15 protein-coding genes and 1 pseudogene are annotated in these 18,118 nt (G+C 69.9%); 9 read left to right on the forward strand and 7 right to left on the reverse strand.

Annotated features, from left to right (window positions below; translation table 11 throughout):
* Positions 1-9 precede the first annotated feature (9 nt).
* Positions 10-561 (forward strand): annotated as a pseudogene (locus ACN9MP_RS05250) (dTDP-4-dehydrorhamnose 3,5-epimerase family protein); the annotation flags it as partial.
* A gap of 5 nt (positions 562-566) precedes the next feature.
* The gene (locus ACN9MP_RS05255; protein WP_426324264.1) at positions 567-1,925 is read left to right on the forward strand and encodes a hypothetical protein; all 1,359 of its coding nucleotides are present in this window, start codon (positions 567-569) and stop codon (positions 1,923-1,925) included.
* A gap of 39 nt (positions 1,926-1,964) precedes the next feature.
* On the opposite strand, the gene ACN9MP_RS05260 is transcribed toward ACN9MP_RS05255, so the two are convergent.
* Genes ACN9MP_RS05260 through rfbA form a run of 4 tightly spaced genes read right to left on the reverse strand, consistent with a single transcriptional unit; the run spans position 1,965 to position 5,691 of the window.
* Entirely contained in the window at positions 1,965-2,726 is a 762-nt protein-coding gene (locus ACN9MP_RS05260) for a polyprenol monophosphomannose synthase (RefSeq protein ID WP_426324265.1), read from the reverse strand.
* A gap of 45 nt (positions 2,727-2,771) precedes the next feature.
* The gene (locus ACN9MP_RS05265; RefSeq protein WP_426324266.1) at positions 2,772-3,815 is read right to left on the reverse strand and encodes a lysylphosphatidylglycerol synthase domain-containing protein; all 1,044 of its coding nucleotides are present in this window, start codon (positions 3,813-3,815) and stop codon (positions 2,772-2,774) included.
* Positions 3,816-3,820: 5 nt separating this feature from the next.
* A complete protein-coding gene (gene rfbB / locus ACN9MP_RS05270) occupies positions 3,821-4,822 on the reverse strand; it encodes a dTDP-glucose 4,6-dehydratase (protein WP_426324267.1) in 1,002 nt (333 codons plus the stop codon).
* Positions 4,822-5,691, reverse strand: a complete 870-nt coding sequence (gene rfbA / locus ACN9MP_RS05275) for a glucose-1-phosphate thymidylyltransferase RfbA (RefSeq protein ID WP_426323944.1) — start codon at positions 5,689-5,691, stop codon at positions 4,822-4,824. Before rfbA ends, rfbB begins: the two co-directional genes overlap by 1 nt.
* A 130-nt stretch (positions 5,692-5,821) precedes the next feature.
* Here rfbA and ACN9MP_RS05280 point away from each other — a divergent pair, with 130 nt between their 5' ends.
* Genes ACN9MP_RS05280 through ACN9MP_RS05300 form a run of 5 tightly spaced genes read left to right on the forward strand, consistent with a single transcriptional unit; the run spans position 5,822 to position 12,419 of the window.
* Complete coding sequence (locus ACN9MP_RS05280; RefSeq protein ID WP_426324268.1) at positions 5,822-7,627, forward strand: glycosyltransferase; 1,806 nt, start codon at positions 5,822-5,824, stop codon at positions 7,625-7,627.
* 44 nt (positions 7,628-7,671) lie between these two features.
* A complete protein-coding gene (glf, locus tag ACN9MP_RS05285; RefSeq protein ID WP_426324269.1) occupies positions 7,672-8,808 on the forward strand; it encodes a UDP-galactopyranose mutase in 1,137 nt (378 codons plus the stop codon).
* Positions 8,805-10,811, forward strand: coding sequence for a DUF6541 family protein (locus ACN9MP_RS05290; RefSeq protein WP_426324270.1), 2,007 nt, complete (start codon positions 8,805-8,807; stop codon positions 10,809-10,811). The genes glf and ACN9MP_RS05290 overlap by 4 nt, the downstream gene beginning before the upstream one ends.
* Before the next feature lie 49 nt (positions 10,812-10,860).
* Positions 10,861-11,667 (forward strand): ABC transporter permease, encoded by an 807-nt coding sequence (locus tag ACN9MP_RS05295; RefSeq protein WP_426324271.1) that lies wholly within the window; start codon positions 10,861-10,863, stop codon positions 11,665-11,667.
* Positions 11,667-12,419 (forward strand): ABC transporter ATP-binding protein, encoded by a 753-nt coding sequence (locus ACN9MP_RS05300; protein ID WP_426324272.1) that lies wholly within the window; start codon positions 11,667-11,669, stop codon positions 12,417-12,419. The genes ACN9MP_RS05295 and ACN9MP_RS05300 overlap by 1 nt, the downstream gene beginning before the upstream one ends.
* 33 nt (positions 12,420-12,452) lie before the next feature.
* On the opposite strand, the gene ACN9MP_RS05305 is transcribed toward ACN9MP_RS05300, so the two are convergent.
* Genes ACN9MP_RS05305 through ACN9MP_RS05315 form a run of 3 tightly spaced genes read right to left on the reverse strand, consistent with a single transcriptional unit; the run spans position 12,453 to position 16,313 of the window.
* The gene (locus tag ACN9MP_RS05305) at positions 12,453-13,439 is read right to left on the reverse strand and encodes a glycosyltransferase family 2 protein (RefSeq protein ID WP_426324273.1); all 987 of its coding nucleotides are present in this window, start codon (positions 13,437-13,439) and stop codon (positions 12,453-12,455) included.
* A 55-nt stretch (positions 13,440-13,494) separates the two neighbouring features.
* Complete coding sequence (locus ACN9MP_RS05310; protein ID WP_426324274.1) at positions 13,495-14,847, reverse strand: O-antigen ligase family protein; 1,353 nt, start codon at positions 14,845-14,847, stop codon at positions 13,495-13,497.
* Complete coding sequence (locus ACN9MP_RS05315; protein ID WP_426324275.1) at positions 14,844-16,313, reverse strand: O-antigen ligase family protein; 1,470 nt, start codon at positions 16,311-16,313, stop codon at positions 14,844-14,846. The genes ACN9MP_RS05310 and ACN9MP_RS05315 overlap by 4 nt, the downstream gene beginning before the upstream one ends.
* Positions 16,314-16,395: 82 nt before the next feature.
* On the opposite strand from ACN9MP_RS05315, the gene manA reads away from it, so the two are divergent.
* Both manA and ACN9MP_RS05325 read left to right on the forward strand, forming a co-directional pair.
* Positions 16,396-17,544 (forward strand): mannose-6-phosphate isomerase, class I, encoded by a 1,149-nt coding sequence (manA, locus tag ACN9MP_RS05320; protein ID WP_426324276.1) that lies wholly within the window; start codon positions 16,396-16,398, stop codon positions 17,542-17,544.
* A gap of 182 nt (positions 17,545-17,726) precedes the next feature.
* The gene (locus ACN9MP_RS05325; RefSeq protein ID WP_426324277.1) at positions 17,727-18,053 is read left to right on the forward strand and encodes a WhiB family transcriptional regulator; all 327 of its coding nucleotides are present in this window, start codon (positions 17,727-17,729) and stop codon (positions 18,051-18,053) included.
* The last annotated feature ends 65 nt before the right edge of the window (positions 18,054-18,118 follow it).

An 18,118-nucleotide genomic window follows, 5' to 3' on the forward strand; every position in this document is an offset into this window, starting at 1 on the left:
GCTGACCCAGTGGCACTCGAGTACGGCAAGTCCCTGCAAGCGCACAGCACTCCCATCCCCGGACTGCTCCTGATCGACCTCCCGGTCCACGGTGACAACCGGGGATGGTTCAAGGAGAACTGGCAGCGCGAGAAGATGCTCGCCATCGGCCTCCCCGACTTCGGGCCGGTGCAGAACAACATCTCCTTCAACGATGCCGTGGGAACGACCCGGGGCATCCACGCCGAGCCGTGGGACAAGTTCATCTCCATCGCGTTCGGGCGGGTCTTCGGAGCCTGGGTCGACCTTCGTCCGGGTCCCGACTTCGGCGCCGTGTTCACCGCGGAGCTCGACCCCTCGACGGCGATCTTCGTGCCGCGGGGGATCGGGAACTCGTACCAGACGCTCGAGCCGAATACGGCGTACACGTACCTCGTGAACGACCACTGGAGCCCGGAGGCGCAGAGTCAGTACACGTTCCTGAACCTCGCCGACGAGGACGTGGCGATCGACTGGCCGATCCCGCTCGCCGATGCGGAGCTCTCCGACAAGGACCGCGGGCATCCGCGACTGAAGGACCTGCCCCGATGACACAGGTCGCCGCGAGCGACATCGGATCGAGGGTGTCGCGGGTGACGGCCGCGCGCTGGTTGGAGCCGACGCTCTTCGTCGTCCTCGTCGTGGCCGGAACGCTGATCACCTGGTTCCGAGTGCCGGGCGATCATCGGGACCGCGTGTGGGCCGAGGATTCGAACATCTTCCTCGGCGAAGCCCTCGACCGCGGTCCCTGGGCGGTGCTGTTCAACGGCTACGCCGGCTACCAGCACTTCATCCCCCGGCTGGTCATCGCGGGGCTCTTCCCCGTGCTCGACCTGGAGCGTTATCCGGTCACCGTCTTCGCGATCTGCGCGGTCCTCACCGGCCTCACCGCGGGTGCCGTCTACTGGCTGTCGCGGGATCTCGTGCCGTGGCAGCCCGGCCGCATCGCGCTGGGGCTCATCACCGTCATCATCCCCCTGGCGACGCAGGAGACCATCGGCAACCTCGCCGATCTGCACACGTACGCCATGTGGCTGACGCCGTGGCTGCTGCTCTATCGCCCGCGCAGCTGGTGGACCAGCGCCGGCTGGGCCGTCGTCACCTGGGCCGTCGTCATGACGGAGATCCAGGCCGTCTTCTTCGTCTTCCTGATCTTCTTCCGCCTGCGGCGGCGGGACCGGCTCTCCTGGCCGATCCTCGGCGGCTTCCTCGTCGCCGCGGCGGGCCAGGTGCTCACCGCCGTCACCGTGGACCGCGGCACGGGCAACGGGCCGCTGAGCATCCCTTCGACCGTGCTCGGATGGATGATCAACACGGTCATGCCCCTCGTCACCGCCGATCCTGTGACGATCCGGGCCTGGGTGCTGGATCACGGCGTGCTGGTCGCCGTGATCATCCTGATCCCCGTGACGATCGCCGCGGTCCTCGCCCTGATGTGGGGCAACGGCGATCAGCGCCTTCTCACGGTCGCGCTGCTCCTGGGTTCGGCCGCGATCTACACCGGAAGCGCCTGGGCCAACAGTGACGTGTGGTTCATGTACGCGGAGGAGGGTCTCAGCAGCATCGCGACCCTGGTGGTGAACATCCGGTACGGCGTCGCATCCGGCATGATGCTCGTCTCGGTGGTGCCGCTCGCGGCGGCGATCGCGGTGAAGCGCTATCCGCGCCCCCTGCTCGTCAAGACGGCGGCGTGGGTGTCCACACTGGCGCTGCTGATCGTCCTCGCCAACGGAAGCACGCACACGATCTCGCTGCGCGACTGGGTGGACCGGTGGTCGCCCGCCGTGCGCGCCGCCGAGGAGGTCTGCGCCGGACCCGACGCGCCGGAGGACGTGACGCTTCCTGTTGCTCCGGATCGGAGCGTCGATCTGCGCTGCGAGGATGTGCTCGCCCACACCGCACGGTGATCCGAGGCCGGGAAAGGGCCCCCAGCGAGGAGGAGGCCGTCAGCGCGCGAAGGTGTCGCGACGGAACAGTCGCGCGAAGCCCCACTGGGTGACCCGGAGCATGGCCTCGACCACGATTCCGCCGCTCATCTTCGATTCGCCGGCTTCTCGTTCGCGGAACTCGATCGGCACCTCGACGAGCTGGTAGCCGGCCCCGACGGCGCGCCGCGTGAGGTCGATCTGGAAGCAGTACCCGCGGGACTCGACCGAGTCGGCGAGGATCTGTTCGAGCACCTCCGAGCGGTAGACCCGGTAGCCGGCCGTCACGTCCCTGATCGGCAGCCCCAGCATGGTGCGCGCGTACCAGCTGCCGCCCCGGCTGATCAGCTGACGCGTCCGGGGCCAGTTGACGACGGACCCGCCCCGGACCCACCGGGACCCGATGGACCCGCCGACCCGCCCGCCGGAATCGTCCACGACGGCGCTGATCAACGCGGGCAGGCGCTCGGGCGGATGCGACCCGTCGGCGTCCATCTCGACCAGCAGCTTGTAACCCTGTGCCATCCCGCTGGCGAACCCGGCGAGGTAAGCGGCACCCAGCCCGTTCTTCTCCGCGCGATGCATCACTTGGATGCGGTCGTCCGCCTCGCTCAGGCGCTCGGCGATCTCGCCGGTGCCGTCGGGACTCCCGTCATCGACGACCAGCACGTGTACGGAAGGTGAGGCCTTCAGAACGCGCTCGACGATGGAGGCGATGTTCTCGCTCTCGTTGTACGTCGGGATGATCACGAGGGCGAGACGCTCGTCGGGTACTTGATGCACGGAGGACCTCTGCGAAAGTGCGCGGATGAAGATCGGGTGGCGTCGTCAGTCGACGATGTCGGAGTATTCGGCGCTGGCGGCGTCCGCAGCGTGGAGTTTGCGATGCATGAGGAAGGCGGCGAGCGCGGCGGCGCCGGCGGTGAGGAGATCTCCGGCCGTGAACATCGCCCGGGAGACCAGGGCGATGGCCGACGCTTCGGCGACCGTGAGGACCATGCCGGTCATGGCGATCAGCACCGCCTCCCGCACACCGACCCCCGACGGCAGGATGAACGCGAACAGGCTCGCGGTGAAGCCGAGGCCGAGGGCAGCCGCGAAGAGCAGCACCTCGGTGAACGGGGCCTTGCCCGACGTGAGCAGCCAGAGGTGGAGCCCGTACAGGAGGTACGAGCCCAGCGACCACGCCAGCGCGCCCATGGTGGTGCCCAGCCGCACTTTCTTCTCGAGCGGGGGCCGGCGGAACAGCTTCAGCACCAGGTTCGCGAGGAAGGTCATCACGGCCGGGTGCAGGCACGCGAGGCCCACGGGGAGGAGGAGGAACAGCCAGAGCAGCTGCGGATAGCCCTCCGACAGCTGGGGAAGGGCCACCGCTCCGAGGATCAGCGAGGCGACCACGCCCACTCCCGCGGCATACAGCGAGGCGACGAGCACGCGGGCGCGCGCGACTCCGTACTGGCGCCCGATCTCCATCTGCAGGACGTACGCCCACGCCGAGCCGGGGACGTACTTGCCCAGCTGACCCACCAGCATGATCTGGGCGCTGCGGATGAAGGGCACCTGGTGGCCCAGGCCGTGCAGCAGGGTCACCCACGCGATCACGTTCAGCACCATGCCCACGAGGAGCACGCCGAAAGAGCCGGCGATCGCCCACGGGTTCATCTCGGCGATCACCGGCGCGACGTCGCCCCAGATCGTGATGAAGTACCAGGTCGCGAAGCCGATGACCGCGAGGATCAGCACCCACCGGAGCACCTTGATGGCGCGCGCGAGTCGCGGCCTCTTCGGTGCCTCGTCCGGTGCGCCGTCGCGTGTCGGCGGCGGCTGGTCGGGCTGGTCCGGCTGGGACTCGCCCAGCGGGGGGAACGTCACGAAAGTCACTGCCCCTTTGTGGCGTAGAAGGCTTCGACGCCGTCTTTGGAGGGCGCCCACCAGTCCTCGTTGGCCCGGTACCAGTCGATGGTCGCGGCAAGGCCTGCTTCGAAGTCGCCGTACTGGGGGGTCCAGCCGAGCTCGGTGCGGAGCTTGGTGGAATCGATGGCGTACCGCAGGTCGTGGCCGGCCCGGTCGGTGACGTGGTCGTACGCGTCGGCCGGCTGGCCCATCAGGGTGAGGATCAGCTCGACGACGTCCTTGTTGTTCTTCTCGCCGTCGGCGCCGATGAGGTAGGTCTCGCCGATGACGCCCTGCTCGAGGATGGTGAGGACGGCGGAGGAGTGGTCGTCGGCGTGGATCCAGTCGCGCACGTTCTCGCCCTTGCCGTAGAGCTTGGGGCGGATGCCGCGGAGCACGTTGGTGATCTGCCGCGGGATGAACTTCTCCACGTGCTGATACGGGCCGTAGTTGTTGGAGCAGTTCGAGATCGTCGCCTGCACGCCGAACGAGCGCACCCAGGCGCGCACGAGCAGGTCGGAGCCGGCCTTGGTCGACGAGTACGGGCTGGACGGGTTGTACGGGGTCTGCTCGGTGAAGCGGGCCGGGTCGTCCAGCTCGAGGTCGCCGTACACCTCGTCCGTGGAGATGTGGTGCAACCGCCGCCCGTGCCGGCGGGCGGCCTCCAGCAGCGTGTAGGTGCCGATGATGTTGGTGTCCAGGAACGGCCGGGGGTCGTGCAGCGAGTTGTCGTTGTGCGACTCGGCGGCGTAGTGCACGACCGCGTCGGCGTCGGCGAACAGCGCATCCACGAGGGCGGCGTCGGCGATGTCGCCCTGCACGAACGTGACGCGGTCGCCGGGGAGCCCGGCCAGCGAGGCCTTGTTGCCGGCATAGGTGAGCTTGTCCAGCACGGTCACGTGATCGTCGGTGTGCGCGACCACGTGATGCACGAAGTTCGACCCGATGAACCCGGCGCCGCCGGTCACCAGCAGGTTGCGCGCCATCAGCGTCCTCTTTCCAATACGTCCAGCAGGTACTTTCCGTAGCCGGATTTCACGAGCTTCTCGCCGCGCACGCGCAGCTGGTCGTCGCTGATCATGCCCTGACGCCAGCCGACCTCCTCGGGGACGCCGATCCGCACGCCGGTGCGCCGCTCCATCGTGCGCACGTAGTCGGCCGCATCCGTCATCTGGTCGAACGTTCCCGTGTCGAGCCACGCGGTGCCGCGGGGGAGCACCTCGACCTGCAGCTGACCGCGTCGCAGGTACTCGCGGTTCACGTCGGTGATCTCGAGCTCGCCGCGCGGGCTGGGCTGAAGGTTCTGCGCGATCTCCACGACGTCGTTGTCGTAGAAGTACAGCCCGGGGATGGCGTAGTTGCTCTTCGGCTGAGCCGGCTTCTCCTCCAGCGACACCGCACGGCCGGTCGCGTCGAACTCGACCACGCCGTACGCCTCCGGTTCCGCGACCCAGTACGCGAACACCGCGCCGCCCGTGATGTTCGAGAAGCGCTTGAGGCGGGTTCCCAGCCCGGGGCCGTACAGCAGGTTGTCGCCGAGGACCAGCGCGACGGTGTCGTCGCCGATGAAGTCCGCGCCGATCACGAACGCCTGCGCCAGACCGTCGGGCGACGGCTGCTGCGCGAAGGTGATCGAGATCCCGAACTGCGATCCGTCGCCGAGCAGACGCTCGAACGCATCGGCATCGTGGGGTGTCGTGATCACCAGGATCTCGGTGATGCCGGCCAGCATCAGCGTCGACAGCGGGTAGTACACCATCGGTTTGTCGTACACCGGGATCAACTGCTTCGAGACGCCGAGAGTGATCGGGTGCAGACGTGTGCCGGAGCCACCTGCCAGAATGATGCCTTTCACGACGTACCATCCTGCCAGAGGAACCCTGGACGACCGCTCCGGTCATCCTCCGCCGGATCACCCGGGGCCCCGATGCTACTGTTGCCGCGCCGCAGCGCCCCCGCGCGCCGCGCACGACGAGAGGTTGAGAATGGCTGCGGAATGGCACGTGATCCAGCGCTGCCTTCTTCCCGAAGACCCCCAGCGGGCCGTGCTGTACACGCGCGGCGGGGTGCCCGCGTCGCGCACGTCGGTGCAGGCGGCACCGGGACAGACGGTGTCGTTCGCGACCTACTTCGGCGCGTTCCCGGCGGCGTACTGGGCGGCGCACACCGGCGTGCGCCGCGTGCGGGCGTCGGTCGTCGTCGACGGCGAGGCGACCGTGACGCTGAGACGGACGGATGCCGCGGGGCGGGCATCCGCGCGAGCTTCGGTCTCGGTCGCCGGAGGAAGGGCGACTCTCGACGCGTCCTGCGACGCCGGGACCGGATGGATGTGGCTCGAGATCACGGCCGGCGACGCAGCGGTCACAGTCGGCGATGCCGTCTGGGAGACGAGCGACGCCCCCGCCTCGGCCGTCACGGTCACCGTCGCGATCACCACCTTCGACCGCGAGACCGACTGTGTGCGGCTGCTCGACCGACTCGCCGGCGACGACCTCCGGGCCCGGGTCGGGCTCGTCGTCGTCGCCGACCAGGGGACGCGTCCGCTGCGGCGTGACCCGGGCTTCGCGGCGGTCGCGGCCCGCCTCGGCGAGAGGCTCCGCGTGATCGAGCAGCCCAACCTCGGCGGGTCCGGCGGATTCAGCCGCGGCATGGTGGAGGCGCTCGGTGCGGAAGGCAGCCACGTACTGCTCCTCGATGACGACGTCGACCTCGAGCCGGAGTCCCTGCACCGGGCCGCCCGGTTCGCCGAGCACGCCCGGACGCCGGTCATCGTCGGCGCCCAGATGCTGAGCCTGGTGGAGCCGGCGGTGCTCCACTCCTTCGGTGAACGCATCTCGCGGCGGGGCTTCTGGTGGGAGCCGGTGGATCCCTCGCTGTCGACCCTCGATCTGGCGACGGCCACCATCGAGAACACGCCGGCGCTGAGCCGACGGGTCGACGTCGACTTCAACGGGTGGTGGATGTGCCTGGTGCCCGTGCCGCTCGTCCGAACGGCGGGCGCCTCTCTGCCGCTCTTCATCAAGTGGGACGACGCCGAGTTCGGGCTGCGGGCGGCGGACGCCGGAGTCGGGACGGTGTCGCTCCCCGGAGCGGCCCTGTGGCACATGCCGTGGACCGCCAAGGACGACGGCCTCGACTGGCAGGCGTATTTCCAGCTGCGCAACCGCATCGTCGCGGCGCTGCTCCACGGCGGCCGGCGCGGCGGCGGCGTCCTGACGTCGTCGTTCCGGCAGGACGTCAACCACCTCCTGTGCGCCCAATACGGCTCCGTCCGCGTACGCAACCAGGCGCTCCTCGACATCCTCGACGGCCCCTCGCACCTGGAGGAGACCCTCCGGCAGGGTCCGGCCCGCCCCGCGCGTCTCCTGGCGCGGGCGGGCCAGGCGGTGGTGCCGGAGGCGCAGCTGCCCGCCGCGCGCCGCATATCGCCGGTGCGCCCTCGCGGGCCGAGGTCGGCGGTGGGGAGGATCGCGCGGGTGATCCTCCATCAGCTGCGCGCACCCCGGCCGACCCCGGATCCGGTGCGGCTCGCCCGCACGGACGGCAAGTGGTGGTCGCTGGGAGCTCTGGATGCCGCCGTGGTCGACGCGGCGGCGGGCAGGGGAGCGTTCGTCGTGCGGCGCGACCGGTCGGAGATGTGGCGCGGCCTGCGGAACGCGTCGCGGCTCCGGCTGCGGATGTGGCTGGCGTGGCCGCGGCTCGCCCGACGGTATCGTGCGGAAGCGCCCGCGCTCGCATCGCCTGCGGCCTGGCAGCGCCGGTTCGCGATGAGCACCGACGCGCATCCCTAGACTGTTACGGGCGTCCGAGCACCCGGAAAGGCTTCGCGTAACGCATGGATCTCCTCATCGTCGGCTCCGGCTTCTTCGGCCTCACGATCGCCGAGCGGGCCGCGGCATCCGGTCGCAAGGTCACCGTCATCGACCGCCGCCCCCACATCGGCGGGAACGCCTACAGCGAGGACGAACCGACGACGGGCATCGAGGTGCACCGTTACGGGGCGCACCTCTTCCACACGTCGAACCCGACGGTGTGGGAGTACGTGAACCGGTTCACCACGTTCACCGGCTACGTGCACCGGGTCTACACGAACCACAAGGGCGTCGTGTATCCGATGCCGATCAACCTCGGCACCATCAATCAGTTCTTCCAGGCGGCGTACTCGCCCGACCAGGCGCGGGCTCTCGTGCACGAGCTCGCGGGGGAGTTCGATGCCAAGGAGGCTCAGAACCTCGAGGAGCGCGGCATCGGTCTGATCGGCCGGCCCCTCTACGAGGCGTTCATCCGGGACTACACCGCCAAGCAGTGGCAGACCGATCCGAAGGAGCTGCCTGCCGAGGTCATCAGCCGGCTTCCGGTGCGCTACACCTACGACAACCGGTACTTCAACGACACGTGGGAAGGCCTCCCGGCCGACGGGTACACCGCGTGGCTGGAGCGGATGGCCGATCACGAGAACATCGAGGTGCGGCTGGGCACCGACTTCTTCGACGAGTCGCAGCCGCTGAACAAGCGGTCCACCGTCGGCCGGGTCCCGATCGTGTACACCGGCCCGGTCGACCGCTACTTCGACTACGCCGAGGGCGCCCTGTCGTGGCGCACGCTGGACTTCGAGGAGGAGGTGCTGGACGTCGGCGACTTCCAGGGCACCTCCGTGATGAATTACGCCGACGCCGAGGTGCCGTACACGCGCATCCACGAGTTCAAGCACTTCCATCCCGAGCGCGCGGACCGCTACCCGGCCGACAAGACGGTGATCATGCGGGAGTTCTCCCGGTTCGCGTCGCGTGATGACGAGCCCTACTACCCGGTCAACACCCCCGAGGACCGCTCCGGCCTGCTGGCCTACCGCGAACTGGCGAAGGGTGAGCAGGACGTGCTGTTCGGGGGCCGTCTGGGGACCTACCAGTACCTCGACATGCACATGGCCATCGGGGCGGCGCTGTCGATGTGGAACAACCAGATCGCGTGACCGATCTCAGCTGGTGGGCGGTCGTACCCGTCACCCTCGCCGCGCTGGCCGTCGTGCTGCTGCCGGGCCTGATCGCGCTCGCTCCGGTGCGCATGGGGCTGCTCGCGCGGGCGGCTCTCGCCGGTCCGGTGTCGGTCGTCGCCATCGGCGTGGCCGGGATCGCGGCATCCCTCGTCCGTCTTCCCTTCGCCGCCTGGCAGCCGGCTCTCGTCGCCTTCGTCGTCGCGGGCGTGCTGTGGCTCTTGCCGCGGCGGGGCCTGCGAGTGCCGGGCGGCGGCGCCGCCGTGCCACTCGTGACGAGCTGGGCGATCTCGGCCGTGCTGATCGCGGTGATCGCCTTCGCGGCCACGCCCAGTCCGTCGCTGGTCAGCCAGACCTACGACAACGTCTTCCATGTCTCGGCGATCGCCGACATCCTCGCCCACGGCGACGCGTCGTCGCTCACGCTTCGCACGCTGATCGAGACGGACCGCGCGTTCGCCTTCTATCCCGCGGCCTGGCATTCGATCGTCGCCATGGCCGTCCAGGTGACGGGGTCGCCGCTGGCGCTCGCGGTCAACGCGTCGTGGATCGCCGTGTGCGCCGCCGTCTGGCTGCCCGGGGTCGCGTGGCTGACCCAGGTGTGCCTGCCCGGGGTGAGGCCCACGACGGCCGCGCTCGTCGCCCTTCCGATCGGCACGGCGTTCGGGGCGATGCCGTACGCGCTCCTCACGTGGGGCACCCTGTATCCGACGTTCCTCGCCACGACGCTGCTTCCCGTGGCGGTGGCCGTGCCGGTGCTCACGTGGCGGACCGCCCGTGCTGCGCGCCGGGTGCAGCGCCCGCGCATCGTGCTCTGGGGCGCGGCGGGCACGGCCGCGGCCGCGGGGGCCATCGTCTTCTCCCAGCCGCGCGTGCTGGCGAGCTGGGTGCTGCTGATGGCGATCCCGGGAGCCGCGGTGGCCGTGAAGGCGGCGCACCGGGGGCTCCGCGCTGACGGGACGAGCCGCCGGCGGACGACGTGGATCCTCGGCACGGCGGCGACCGGATTGGTGTGCGTCGCCGCAGCCGGGGCCTGGTACGTGATCTTCCGGCTCGGCCTCTTCACGCGCCCGCTGGACGACCGGCTCGGCGGCCCGCAGGCAGCGGCCGTGCAGCCGCTCTGGACGGGCGTGTGGCAAGTGGTGTCGCAGTCCTGGCTCACCGGGGTCGGCGCGACCGTCACTTTTCCCGCCGTGCTGCTGGCGGCGGCGGTGCTGTTCGGCGCGGTCGCCGGGTGGCGCATGCGCCGGACGAGGTGGATCGTGATCGCCTACGCCGCCCTGGCGCTGCTGTACGTGCTCGCGGCCGGCACCGACGATGTCGTGACCAAGCTCGCGACGGCGCTCTGGTACAAGGACAAGTTCCGCCTGAGCTCGGTGCTGCCGGTGCTGGGCGTGCCGCTGGCGACCCTCGGCGTCGTGGCCGCTGCGCGCCTCCTCCGCGCGCGCCGGAAGGAGGGCATCGCGGTGGCGGCGGCGTGGACCGTGGCGGCGACCTCCGCTCTGACGCTCGCGCTCACGGGGGTGTCGACCTCCGTCGCCACGGTGTTCCACCTTCCCGAGAGCGATGCGCAGCAGGAGGTCGTCTCCCGCGCACAGGCGGACTTCTTCGCACGGCTCGACGAGATCGTCCCCGAGGGGGAGCGCGTGCTGGGCGATCCGTGGGACGGATCGGCGTGGACGCTGGCGTTCGGCTCCCGCGAACCGGTGTTCCCGCACGTGAACGGCCAATGGGATCCGGCCCGGGTGACTCTCGCGTGGCAGCTCGCGGAGATCGGGCAGAATCCGGCCGTGTGCGAGGCGCTCGACGAACTGCGGGTGCGTTACCTGGTCTTCTCTCCGCACGCCTTCGGTGGCGGCGATCCGGCAGGCAATCATTTCCCCGGGCCGCACCAGGCCGTCGAGGCGGGACTGTTCACCGAGGTCGCCTCCGAGGCAGACACGCGTCTCTATCGGATAGACCAGTGCGGCCCCCTGCCGTGAGCGCGTCCTGTCGCGGAGGGGCGGCGACGGCTCGCCTAGACTCGACACCGTGACCACAGCCGCCGTCGGCGCCCCTGGATCCGCCCGGCGCTACCTGCATTCGCTGTGGCTGCTCTCGGCGCGCGATCTCAAAGTGCGCTACGCCACGAGTGCGCTCGGTTACCTGTGGTCGATCCTCGACCCGCTGGTCATGGGCGCCATCTACTGGTTCGTCTTCACGCAGGTGTTCCAGCGCACCGTCGGTCACGAGCCCTACATCGTCTTCCTCATCACGGCGCTGCTGCCGTGGGTCTGGTTCAACACGTCGGTGTCGGACTTCACCCGCGCCTTCAACAAGGACGCACGGCTGGTGCGGTCCACCGCGATCCCGCGTTCGATCTGGGTGAACCGCATCGTGCTGAGCAAAGGGATCGAGTTCCTCTGCTCGCTGCCGGTGCTCGCCCTGTTCGTCGTCATCACCCAGTTCTCCGCCGCACCGGCCCAGCTGAACTGGGGGCTTCTCTGGATTCCGGTCGCCGTGCTGCTGCAGACGGCCCTCCTCGTCGGGATCGGGCTTCTCGTCGCTCCGCTGTGCGTGATCTGGAACGACCTCGAGCGGACGACCAGGCTCATCCTCCGCGCCCTGTTCTACGCGTCGCCCGTCATCTACGGCGTCGAGGACCTGCCGGGTGCCTTCGCGACCCTCGCCGCCTTCAACCCGCTCTCGGGGATCTTCGCCCTCTATCGCGTGGGCTTCTTCCCGGGGGAGTGGAACCCGTGGGTCATCGGCATCGGCGCCGTCATGTCGCTCCTCTTCCTCGCCCTCGGCATCTTCGCGTTCCGGCGGCTCGAGCGTCCCGTCCTGAAGGAGCTGTGATGACGACGCCTTCCGGTGCGGCGATCGACGTGCAGGGTCTCGGCGTGCGATTCCGCCGCAATCGTCGTGGCCGCCGCAGCATCAAGGACCTCTTCGCCGACTCCGGCCGTCGCTCGAAGCCGGGCGAGTTCTGGGCGCTGCGGGATGTCAGCTTCACCGTGAGACCCGGCGAGTCGATCGGCGTCGTCGGGCGCAACGGGCAGGGCAAGTCGACGCTCCTGAAGCTCGTCGCCGGCGTTCTCCTTCCCGACGAGGGGACGGTGGCGGTCAACGGCGGTGTCGCGCCGCTCATCGAGATCACGGGCGGTTTCGTCGGCGACCTGACCGTGCGCGAGAACGTGCGGCTGACGGCGGGGCTCCACGGGATGTCCAAGGCGGAGGTCGCGCGTCGCTTCGACGCGATCATCGACTTCGCAGAGCTCGAGGACTTCGTCGACACGCCCTACAAGCACCTCAGCAACGGAATGAAGGTGCGGCTGGCGTTCTCGGTGGTGTCGCAGCTCGAGGAGCCGATCCTCCTCGTGGACGAGGTGCTCGCCGTGGGCGACAAGGCGTTCCGGGAGAAGTGCTACGCCCGCATCGATGAGCTCCTCGACGAGGGGCGCACGCTGTTCTTCGTCTCGCACAATGATCGCGATCTGAGCCGCTTCTGCACGCGCGGTCTCTACCTCGACAAGCACCGGCTGGCGATGGACGCCCCGATCGGCGAGGTTCTGGCGCGCTACAACTCCGACTACGCCACCGGCGGCTGAGCCTTCACGCGCACGGGGCTCGCCGCCGAGGCGTCAGGCCTCGGCCGTCGCGGGCTGCAGCGGCGGCATCGGCTGCCACGAGGCATCCTTCGCGATCCTGCGGCCGTCGCGCAGGCCCTTGAAGAGATTCGACGTGCCGCGGAAGGTGCGCTCCACGAACACCAGTCGGATGAGCTCCTTGCCGAACGTCAGCGCGGTGCCGAGGGCGAAGAGGAGCGGGTTGTAGACGTCGAGCGACCGGTAGTACTTCTTGATGTAGGCCCGGTTGCGCATGATGTAGTAGCGGTAGGCGTTGCTGGACGCGTTCATGTGGCGGATGCCCATGTCCCACTGCTTGATCTCTCGCGTGCGGCGCAGGACGAACTCGTCGACGATGACGGCCTGCGTCTTGCGCGAGGCCAGCCAGCCGTAGGTCTGGTCGTCCCAGTAGATGAAGAATCGCGGATCGGGCAGCCCGATCTGTTGCACGATGTCGCGGTGGATGAACATGCCCTCGAAGCATCCGGAGTTCATCGGCTTGAAGCCGGAATCGTCGAACTCGGCAGGGGCGAACGGGATCGGGATGCCGAGGGGCTCGGCGATGCGGTACTGCCAGTAGAAGGCGCTGCCGTCGTAGTCGTAGCGGCGACCCTGGATGCTCTTGAAGCGCGGCGCCCACTTGCCCATCTTGGCCAGGCCGTCGGGGAGCACCTCGACGTCGTCGTCCATGAGCCAGATCCACTCGGAGCCGAGCTCGTATGCGACCCGCATGCCCTCGCTGAAGCCGCCGGACCCGCCCGTGTTCTTCTCCATGCGGCGGTAGACGAGGTCCGCGGGCGCAAGGCTGTCGCGGAACGACTCCACGACATCGGGGGTGTCGTCGGTCGACGCGTTGTCGACGATCACGATGCTGCCCGGCTTGGGGTCCATCTCGACGAGGCTCGTCAGAAGGCGCGTGAGCAGGCCGGAGCGGTTGTAGGTGACCACGGCGATGGTCGCGGTGGTCGGGTCGAACGGCGCGGCGGACGGAACGTGGGTCACGTGGCTGATCTCCGAAGGGGATGGCTGGCGCCGAGACGTCGGGCCGGAGAGAAGCCTACCCTGCCGCTCCCTGCTCTCCCTGGGCGTGGGGAAGCCCGGAGCCGTCGGCGCCCGCCGCGCCCCCGGCATCCGTCCCGCTGTCCAGCCGCTCCCGCCACGACCGCGACTGACCGGCCCGCACCGCGCACAGCACGAGCATGAGCCAGCCCAGGCCCGTCAGCGTGAAGCTCTCGAACATCGAGTCGATGAGGAGGGTCACGAGGATGAGCGGCGTCCAGGCGTACACGACCGAGCGGCGCTCGCCGGCGACGAGCCACGAGCGGGCGAGCGCGAGGGCGGCGAGCGCCAGGAAGAGCACCAGTCCGACCCAGCCGAGCTGCAGGGCGACATCGAAGTAGGCGTTCAGGCCGGTGGCGTGGTCCTTGTCGAGCCAGAAGTTGATGGCGTTGAAGGGGTACTCGCGCTGGTTCCACACGCCGAACCACCCGAAGCCCTGCACCGGCCTCTGGCGGAGGATGTCGACCATGAAGTTCCACAGCTCGACGCGCATCGAGAAGTCGGTGCCGGCACCGAGCAGCGCGATGATGGGATGCCGCGCCGCATAGCCCACGAACACCCCGACGACCACCAGGGCTCCGAGGCCCAGCTGCAGACCGGCGCGCCGCTCGGGACGGGCGTGCCGCACGAGCGCGAGCGCTCCCACGGCGAGGCCGACGCCGAGGGCCAGCACGACGACCGTGGGGGAGTCGCTCAGCGCGGCCATGCCGCCCGCCAGCACGACCGATGCGACCGAGACCCCCGGGGCCACCGACTGCGTGCGGTACTCGATGAGGAAAGTGATGAGGGCGATGACGGCGACGAACCCCAGCAGATTGCGGGTGCCGAAGATGCCCTGCACCGGACCGAGCTGGGCGAGATCGCCCTGGATGCCGAGGAAGGTGAAGGGGAGGTCCAGGAGGATGCCCGACAGCACCTCGAGAGCGAGCGAGATCCCGAGGAGCACGCGCAGCACGTCGCCGAGCGCACGGACCGTCTGCAGCGTGTCGCGTACGTGGCCGATGACGACGGCCAGGAAGGCGAGCGCCGCCATCGACACCCAGCTCCAGAACGACGCGGTCTCGTCGCTGCTCCAGAAGACGCTCGCGAGCGCCCACCCGACGAATGCGACGACGGTCGTGGGCACCAGCCGCAGCAACGAGAGCTCGCGTCGGCGCGCCACCATCACCGCGGCGCCGAAGACGCACAGTCCCGTGACGATGGTGACGTAGGTGACCCGGCCCGCCGTGCGCTCGATCGCGAACGCCGAGAAGACGGTCCCGAACACGACCAGCGTGTAGGCGCGGGCGAAGGATGCCGACGCCAGCAGTGCTCCGAGCCACCCCGGGGACGAGGGCCGGGTGTCGCTCACGCCCGGCGCCCCGCCGGCCGCCCGTCCGCGGCGCCGTCCGGCGCGGTGCCCGGCTCTCGTCCCGCCGAGCCCTCGCGCGCGACGGCGTCGCCGCGCTCGATCGCCGCGCTCTGCTCGGCCGGTCCGACGCCGACGTGCGGCGACTGCTTGATCTTCGCGCCGAGCATCACGACGAACAGCCAGCCCCACAGCAGGAGCGGGCTCGATTCGGCGAGCCCCTGCACGAGCACGATGGCCCCCACGAGCGTCGGCAGGAGGGTGAGCGGCGAGTACGGCCGGTCGGCGCGCAGATCCCACCGCGGCCGGTCGACGGCGAAGAACCACGCGCGCCACACGAAGGCGAGGTAGAGCAGCGCGAGCAGCACCACGCCCACGATGCCGAGCTGCATCGCGACGTCGACCCACATGTTGTGTGCCTGCATCACGGCCTGGCCGTGGTCGATGATCCAGCCGTCGAACGCCGGGTCGGCCGTCACCCAGGGGGTCGCGAAACCCCAGCCGGTCCAGGGGCGCTCCGCCGCCCGCGCCAGCACCGCCTCCCAGATGCGCTCGCGGCCCGTGAGGTCGGCGCTGCGACCGAGGCCGGTGAAGATCGCGTCGCGCAGCATCCACAAGGCGACGAGTCCGCCGAGGCCCACGGCGGCGTAGGCGAGGTAGTACTTGGTGCGCTCACCCGGCCTGGTCGCCCGGCGCATGAGCAGCACCGTGACGAGCACGACAGCGACGGCGGCGGCCGCGAGGTATGCCGTCGCCGACGACGCGCGCACGAACAGGAAGGCCGAGAGGCCGATCCAGATCCACAGGAACGTGCGTCGCGGCGCCCCCGATGCGAGGCGGATCGCGAACACGACGATCGCGAGGAGCGCGACGGGCGCCAGGAGATTCGCGTTGCCCATGATGCCCTGGAGGCGCCCGGGGAAGTCGAAGAGGTTGTTGCGGGACCAGTACTCGATGGGGTCGTCCGCCTTGCCGACCACGAAGCCCGGCAGGATCGGCTGCCCGATGAACACCGCCACCCAGAGCTCGAAGAGGATCGAGAGGGCCACCGCCCACTTCAGCGCCGTCGCGGCCGCCCGCACGAGCTCGCGCCACGTGAGCACGCTGCCGATGAAGAGCGCCTGCAGGGTCGTGATGTACAGCAGCAGCAGCGTCAGCGCCGTCGTCTGGGGCCACGCCGACCAGGCGAGCGAGGCCGTCGCCCACGCCACGTACGCGACGACGAACCAGGGCAGACGCCGCCACTGCAGATGCGGGCGGACGACGAACCACAGCACCGCGGAGAGCACGCCCCCCGCGATGGTGATGACGGCCGCGGTGAGCTCACCGAACGCGTTGACCCACGCGGTGCCCGACAGCGACATGAAGAGCAGGAAGATGCACCAGCCGCGCAGCATGAGGTGGCCGGTCTTCTCGCGGACCGGCGGTTCCGGCGGCGCCGACGCCGGGTGCTTCGAGTGGACGGCCATCGCTCTCAGGGTACAGCGGGAGGCCGTCCGCGCCGGGGTTCGCCCGGCGGGGCCGTTGGGGCGACCTGGTTAGGCTGAGCGCGTGCTGATCCCTCTCGCGAACGACCCCCGCGACTACGCCTGGGGCTCCACCTCTCTGCTGGCCGCGCTCGAGGGTCGCCAGGCTTCCGGCCGGCCCGAGGCGGAGGTGTGGTTCGGCGATCACCCGGGCGACCCGGCCGAGACGCCCGACGGGCGCACCTTGGACCGGTGGATCGCGGAGGAGGGCCCCGCCGTGGGCATCGACGGGCCTCTCCCGTATCTGCTGAAGCTGCTGGCCGCGGCATCCCCGCTGTCCATCCAGGCTCACCCGTCGAAGTCGCAGGCCGAGGCGGGCTTCGCCCGCGAAGAGGCCGCGGGGGTCGCGCGCGACGCGGCGGAGCGCACGTACCGTGACGCCAACCACAAGCCGGAGCTCATCGTGGCGTTGAGCGAGACGTTCCGCGCGCTCGCGGGGCTCCGCGATCCCGCGGCCACCCGGCGCCTCCTCGCCGCGCTCGGACCGGGCGCGTCGCCGCTCGCCGAGCGGCTGGCGGAGACGGATGCCCCGCTCTCGGCGATCGTCGGATGGCTCCTGGCCGACGGCGCCGACGCCGCCGGGGGCGTGATCGACGCCGCCCTGACGGCCGAGTCCGACGAGTTCTCCGCCGAGCTGGAGCTCGCGCGCACGCTGCACGCCGTCTACCCGGGCGACCCGGGCATCGTCGTGGCGCTGCTCATGAACCTCATCACCCTGCGGCGCGGCGAGGGGCTGTTCGTGCCCGCCGGCATGCTGCACGCCTATCTCGAGGGACTGGGCGTGGAGCTCATGGCCGCGAGCGACAACGTGCTGCGCGGGGGCCTCACCCCGAAGCATGTCGACGCGGCCGAGCTCGTGAGCGTGCTGGACCCGTCGCCCGGCCTCCCGCCGGTGATCCGCAGCCGCGACGTCGCGCCCGGCGTGCGCCGGTACGACGTCCCGGTCGCCGACTTCGCGCTCCTCGCCGTGTCGCCGACGGCCGACGGCGTCGAGGTGGCCCTCAGCGGCACGTCGATCGCCGTGGCGACGGCGGGTGCTCCCGAGGTCTCCGGGACGACGTCGAGCGCCGGCGCACGGCTTCTGCCGGGCGGCGCGGTGCTGGTGACCCCCGACGAGGGCGGGGTGCGCGTCACGGGCGAGGGCGAGCTGTTCATCGCGCTGCCGGGTCGCTGAGCGGCATCCTCATCGGCTTCTCATCGGACCGTTATGACAGAGCGACACGCCGACGGCGCGTCGTGAAGGTTCAAGAGCCGGTTGAGCCTTTACTATCTGCGACTTGACCTCACCGAACTACACGGGTGTAATTAGCCGTACACGCACCAGCGTGGAGCAGGATCTCGGGGGGTGAGAACGACATGACGGTTTCGCAGTTCCGTTCCGGCGTTCCCGACGACTGGTTCGTCGATCCGGTTCAACTGGGGGTTCCGGGGGTACGCCGCAACATCGAGGCGGAAGAAGACAATCCGCTCGCGTGGCAGACCGATGCGCTCTGTGCGCAGACCGATCCGGAGGCGTTCTTCCCTGAGAAGGGCGGCTCCACACGAGATGCCAAGCGCATTTGCACGTCGTGCGACGTCCGGGGCGAATGCCTCGAGTACGCGTTGCAGAACGACGAGCGGTTCGGCATCTGGGGCGGTCTGAGCGAACGGGAGCGTCGCAAGCTGAAGCGTCGAGCGGGCTAGACGCGCGTGGTCGGCCGGTTCGATCCGGCCGACCCGGCGCGTGCATCCGGGGGGATGAACGCGCG

The sequence above is a fragment of the Microbacterium sp. E-13 genome (genome assembly GCF_049912955.1).
In the GTDB taxonomy this organism is placed as follows: domain Bacteria; phylum Actinomycetota; class Actinomycetes; order Actinomycetales; family Microbacteriaceae; genus Microbacterium.

Excerpts from the sequence above, each read along its gene's own strand:
- glf (WP_426324269.1), top strand. The coding sequence starts at position 7,672 with ATGGATCTCCTCATCGTCGGCTCCGGCTTCTTCGGCCTCACGATCGCC.
- rfbB (WP_426324267.1), bottom strand. The coding sequence starts at position 4,822 with ATGGCGCGCAACCTGCTGGTGACCGGCGGCGCCGGGTTCATCGGGTCG.
- ACN9MP_RS05255 (WP_426324264.1), top strand. The coding sequence starts at position 567 with ATGACACAGGTCGCCGCGAGCGACATCGGATCGAGGGTGTCGCGGGTG.
- ACN9MP_RS05280 (WP_426324268.1), top strand. The coding sequence starts at position 5,822 with ATGGCTGCGGAATGGCACGTGATCCAGCGCTGCCTTCTTCCCGAAGAC.
- ACN9MP_RS05300 (WP_426324272.1), top strand. The coding sequence starts at position 11,667 with ATGACGACGCCTTCCGGTGCGGCGATCGACGTGCAGGGTCTCGGCGTG.
- ACN9MP_RS05315 (WP_426324275.1), bottom strand. The coding sequence starts at position 16,313 with ATGGCCGTCCACTCGAAGCACCCGGCGTCGGCGCCGCCGGAACCGCCG.
- ACN9MP_RS05325 (WP_426324277.1), top strand. The coding sequence starts at position 17,727 with ATGACGGTTTCGCAGTTCCGTTCCGGCGTTCCCGACGACTGGTTCGTC.